5 protein-coding genes are annotated in these 4,565 nt (G+C 57.4%); 3 read left to right on the top strand and 2 right to left on the bottom strand.

From position 1 onward, the window contains the following. Positions 1–240: 240 nt before the first annotated feature. Genes Q1J43_RS03220 through Q1J43_RS03210 form a run of 3 tightly spaced genes read left to right on the top strand, consistent with a single transcriptional unit; the run spans position 241 to position 3,270 of the window. Entirely contained in the window at positions 241–2,493 is a 2,253-nt protein-coding gene (locus Q1J43_RS03220) for an EAL domain-containing protein (RefSeq protein WP_301100906.1), read from the top strand. A 29-nt stretch (positions 2,494–2,522) separates the two neighbouring features. Then, positions 2,523–3,029: an ankyrin repeat domain-containing protein gene (locus tag Q1J43_RS03215; RefSeq protein ID WP_301100905.1), complete on the top strand. Its 507-nt coding sequence runs from the start codon at positions 2,523–2,525 to the stop codon at positions 3,027–3,029. Positions 3,030–3,057: 28 nt separating this feature from the next. Then, positions 3,058–3,270 carry a DUF3820 family protein gene (locus tag Q1J43_RS03210; RefSeq protein ID WP_301100904.1) on the top strand — a complete coding sequence of 71 codons (213 nt, stop codon included), beginning with the start codon at positions 3,058–3,060 and terminating at the stop codon, positions 3,268–3,270. Between the two features lie 17 nt (positions 3,271–3,287). On the opposite strand, the gene Q1J43_RS03205 is transcribed toward Q1J43_RS03210, so the two are convergent. Both Q1J43_RS03205 and Q1J43_RS03200 read right to left on the bottom strand, forming a co-directional pair. Continuing rightward, positions 3,288–4,184, bottom strand: coding sequence for an NAD(P)-dependent oxidoreductase (locus tag Q1J43_RS03205; RefSeq protein ID WP_301100903.1), 897 nt, complete (start codon positions 4,182–4,184; stop codon positions 3,288–3,290). Positions 4,185–4,225: 41 nt separating this feature from the next. Then, positions 4,226–4,375 carry a hypothetical protein gene (locus tag Q1J43_RS03200; RefSeq protein ID WP_301100902.1) on the bottom strand — a complete coding sequence of 50 codons (150 nt, stop codon included), beginning with the start codon at positions 4,373–4,375 and terminating at the stop codon, positions 4,226–4,228. Between the last annotated feature and the right edge of the window lie 190 nt (positions 4,376–4,565).

Raw genomic sequence — 4,565 nt, 5'->3', positions numbered from 1 at the left:
TCTCCATGAGTCACCCCAAAAAGACAGAAAACTACACAATTCCAAACGCTGTGAACAGCCCCTCTGTAACTCATTGAGCGTAAACGATTATTTCTGTGGGTCGACGACAATGGCATTCGCATTTTGATGCAATTGCCCTGCACTCAACGCAACAACGTGTCTTGCCAAGCAAACTGCGTATACAATCAAGGCATTGCCAAGACCGCAAATCACCGGGCCAGGCACAACGGAGGCACAAAGTTGACGAGCAAAATTAATGACGAAGATTTTCCTTCGTTATTTGAAAACGAGGCCGTCGCGTCATCATTGCCAGCCCACAAGTGGAAGGTGCTTATCGTCGATACCGACGCGCAAGTGCATCAATCCACCGTGCTCGCCCTGGCCAATATCCCGGTGCTCGGTCGCACCATTCAGTTCCTGCACGCCTACTCCACCAAGCAGGCCATTGAATTTCTGCAGGCGGAAAGCGATGTTGCCGTCATCCTGCTTGATGTCGTCAAAGAAGGCGAAGATGCCGGCCTTGAACTGGCGATGAGCATCCGCCAGGATCTGAGTTTGCGCGATCTGCGCATCATCCTGCGTAGCGCTCAGCCCGGCTATACTCCCGCGCTCGATACCATTCGCGACTACGACATCAATGACTACAAAACCAGCTCGGGATTCGCTCGCGACGGGCTTTATGCCACGCTGACGTCGGCGCTTCGTTCCTACGCGCAGATTCACGCCCTGAGCGTCGGACGCCGTGGTCTTGACCAGATCATCAAGGCTAGCAGCCGCATGATGACGCATCCAAATATGCACGACTTTGCCGCCGCCATCATCAATGAAATTGCCGGCCTGCTCGGCTTATCTCCAGAAGGTTTCGTCTGTGCACGCGAGAAGGTCAGTGCTGGCAGTCAGATTCGCATCATTGCCGCCGCAGGCCGCTTTGCGCGCTGCATCGACCAGCCGCTGGTCGACCTGCGCAAGCCGGCGCTTATTGCATTGCTGACACGGGCCCTCGACGAGCGCCGGAATCTAGCCAATGACAACGCAAGCGTGCTCTTCTTCTTCGGCAAATCGGGGACCGAGTTGGCGGCCTATTTCGAAACCGGTCGCCCGCTCGATGAGATCAACCGGCGTCTGCTCGACGTTTTCGGTACCAATATCGCGATCATTCTGGACAATGTTGAACTCTTCGATCAACTGCATGAACAAGCCTATCGCGACCCGCTGCTGAATATCCCAAATCGGCTGGCGTTCATGCATGCGGTCGGCAACGCGCTCACCGCACAGCCGTTGACCACGACGGTTGCGTTGGTCGATATTGACCATTTCTCGCACCTCAATGACGCGCTGGGCTACCGCTACGGCGACACTCTGCTCAAGGCCGTCGCCCTGCTGCTGATCGGAAAGCTGCCTGAGGGCACGCTCATTGCACGGATGGCACCCGACACCTTTGGCGTGCTCGGCGATGTCCAAACAATCACGCCGCAGACCCTGCTGCCGCTGTTTCGCGACCCCTTTGTCGCCGAAGGCACTGAGCAAAGACTGTCGGTTACCATCGGTCTGACCCGTCTGAGCGAGGTCGACGGTAACGCTTCCGACGCCATCAAGTCGGCCATTGTCGCGCTCAATCTGGCCAAACATCATCGCCGTGGCGAGGGTGTCTACTTCACCCGCAGCATGGAGATTGAAGCCCGAGCACGCATGCGCCTGCTGCGTGAGTTGCGCGCAGCCTTCGATCAGCAGCGGCTGTTTGTCGAATACCAGCCACAATTCTGTCTGAAGACGCAGCGCCTGATCGGGGTCGAAGCCCTGCTGCGCTGGCGTAACGACGAGGGGCGCTCAATCCCGCCCGATCAGTTCATTCCGCTGGCCGAAAGTTCCGGGCTGATCGTCGCTCTTGGCAAATGGGTCTTGCGCACCGCCTGTCATGATTTGCAGCGCCTGGTTAGCGACGGCCCGGCGGAGGTGGGTGGTCTGCACATGTCGGTCAATGTTTCCGTCGTCCAGTTCCGGCATCCGGGATTTCTTGATAGCGTCGATGAAATATTGAGCGAGAGCCGGATTAACCCTAGGCAACTCGAACTCGAAATTACCGAATCTGTCGCCATGCTCGACGCCAATTTCATGCTGGCCACCCTCAACCAAATCAAGGCACGGGGCATCGCCATTGCCATCGACGATTTCGGCACCGGTTTCTCATCGCTTAGCTACCTTGAGCGCCTCAACGTTGATCGGCTAAAAATTGACCAGTCCTTCGTCAATCAGATGATGCTCTCGAACAGCAGCCTGCGCATCGTTGAAACCGTGGTGCAACTCGGCCACAGCCTACAGCTTCAGGTCACTGCCGAGGGCGTGGAGCAGCAGGTTCAAGCCGACTTGCTGGAACGTATCGGCTGTCACGCAGGACAAGGCTATCTGTTTGCCCGTTCGATGCCCTTTGACCAGCTTCGTGCTTTGCTGGCTGCGCCCCCGCTTAAGAAACTCGCCGCCGGAAAAAAGGGGTAGAGTCTGACCTACCCCGTGGAGATATTGTTGTGACCCAAGCTGTCGACCTACTTAAAGCGATTCGTACCGGCCTGCTATCTGAAGTTATTGCTGCGCTTGACGCCGGCGCCAAAGTCGAGTTGCATGATGGCCAGAGAACTCCTGGTCTGCCGCTGGCCATGGCCTGTTTCAAGGGCTACGCGGAGATTGTTCGCGAACTGGCCATGCGCGGCGCCAAGGTTAACTTTCCGGACAATCTGGACCCGACGTCTCCGTTGTCGGTGGCCATTCTTGGCGGCAAAACCGAGGTTGTCAAAGTTCTGATTGAATTTGGCGCCATAATTCCACCTGGCATAAAAACCGGGCTGAGCGATCATGAATTGAAGCGTGCGAAATTGAAAGCGCAGCATTTCGTTGCTAGCAAATCGCCGAGCAGCCCGGTCGAGGCCAATTTTGATGTCATCGAAGAAATCCAGATGATTCGCGCCTATGGCACGGACACCGACGCTCTTGATGCCGAGATGCGGCGTGCCGTTCAGGAAATATGTAAAAAATAAGCCGCTAGCTCACTGGCCGCTGCAATCCATGAATTCCGAAAGCTTGCAACTGCTGGTCAACCGCGTTATGCCCTATGGCAAGTACAAAGGCCGGCTACTCGCCGATTTGCCTGGACAGTACCTCAACTGGTTTGCCCGGAAAGGCTTCCCGCCCGGAGAATTGGGCGCGCTGCTGGCCCTGATGCACGAACTCGATCACAACGGCCTGTCATCGTTGCTTGACCGGCTACGCACGCGCTAGCAGCCGATCGTTTTATTTCAGCGCGACAGCGGTAACTCCCCAACGACGTTAGACAGCCGTTCAAGCAGTTTGAGCATGGCCACCGAATCTTCCTCGCCCAGCCCGGAACCGACCATGGCGTTAAACATTTGCGCCGCCGCTGCGCTCGCCGGCTGGCAAAGCCCGAGCTGATACGCACTCTGCATGACGATGTTCATGTCCTTCTGGTGCATCCATGACTTGAAACCCGGCTTGAAATTTCGATCGAGCATGCGCTGCCCATGGTTCTCAAGAATTTTCGATGCGGCGGCACCACCCAGCAACGCCTCGCGCACCCTGGCCGGATCGACGCCACTCTTCGCGGCGAAGTTGAGTGCTTCGGCAACCGCCAGCACGCCCACCCCGGTCAAGATCTGGTTGGCCGCCTTGGCCACCTGACCGGCGCCGGAACCGCCGACATGAACGATGACCTTGCCCATGCAGGCAAATGCCGGCTTGGCCTTGGCAAAGGCGGCATCGCCACCGCCAACCATGATTGACAGGCTGCCAGCGATGGCGCCCGCATCCCCGCCGGAAACCGGTGCATCGAGAAAATCCACGCCCAGAGATTGCAACTCTGCGCCGATCTGACGCGCCGCCGCTGGCAGAATGGTGCTCATGTCGACGGCAACCAGGCCATCCTGCGCGCCCTTGCTAACCCCTTTTTCGCCGAACATGACTTCGCGCACGTCGGGCGCATCAGCGACCATCGTCACCAATAGGTCGACCCTCCCAGCCAGGTCGGCGGGACTAGCAGCGCTACTGGCGCCAGCAGCGAGCAAGGGTTGCATCGACTCGGCGCGACGCGCCCAGACGCTAAGCTCGTGCCCGCCCTTGAGCAGATTGAGCGCCATCGGACGCCCCATGAGACCCAGACCGATGAATCCGATTTTCATTGCAGTTCCCTTTCGTGATGATAATGCGCCTCTGAGTCGCTTCAGCGGCCGTAAGCCTCGCCATCGTTGCGTTTTATCCCCAGCCTGAGCATAATAGCCCCGGCCGGGCAGAAGCGAGTAAAGCCGCCCTGAAACAGGTTGGCGCCGACCATGATGCGGATGGTGCGCTCGGTGGCAAATGTTTTTGTCATGCGTTGGACTCCTTATTGAAGGCGGAAAATAAAGCGCCGGAATAAGCACATGTGACAAATCGCGCCAACAAGTGACGCTGACAGTCCGCTGTTCTCTGCTCGCATTGTGCGATCATTTGCACAGCACCCACTATTTCCAAGGAATTTTATTCTGGCACGGAACTTGAGTGGGCAATTGCATTGCCCTGCC

Origin of the sequence: Propionivibrio sp., assembly GCF_029255185.1 — a bacterium.
Lineage (GTDB): Bacteria > Pseudomonadota > Gammaproteobacteria > Burkholderiales > Rhodocyclaceae > Propionivibrio.
This window is presented reverse-complemented; position numbering and strand designations above follow the sequence as displayed.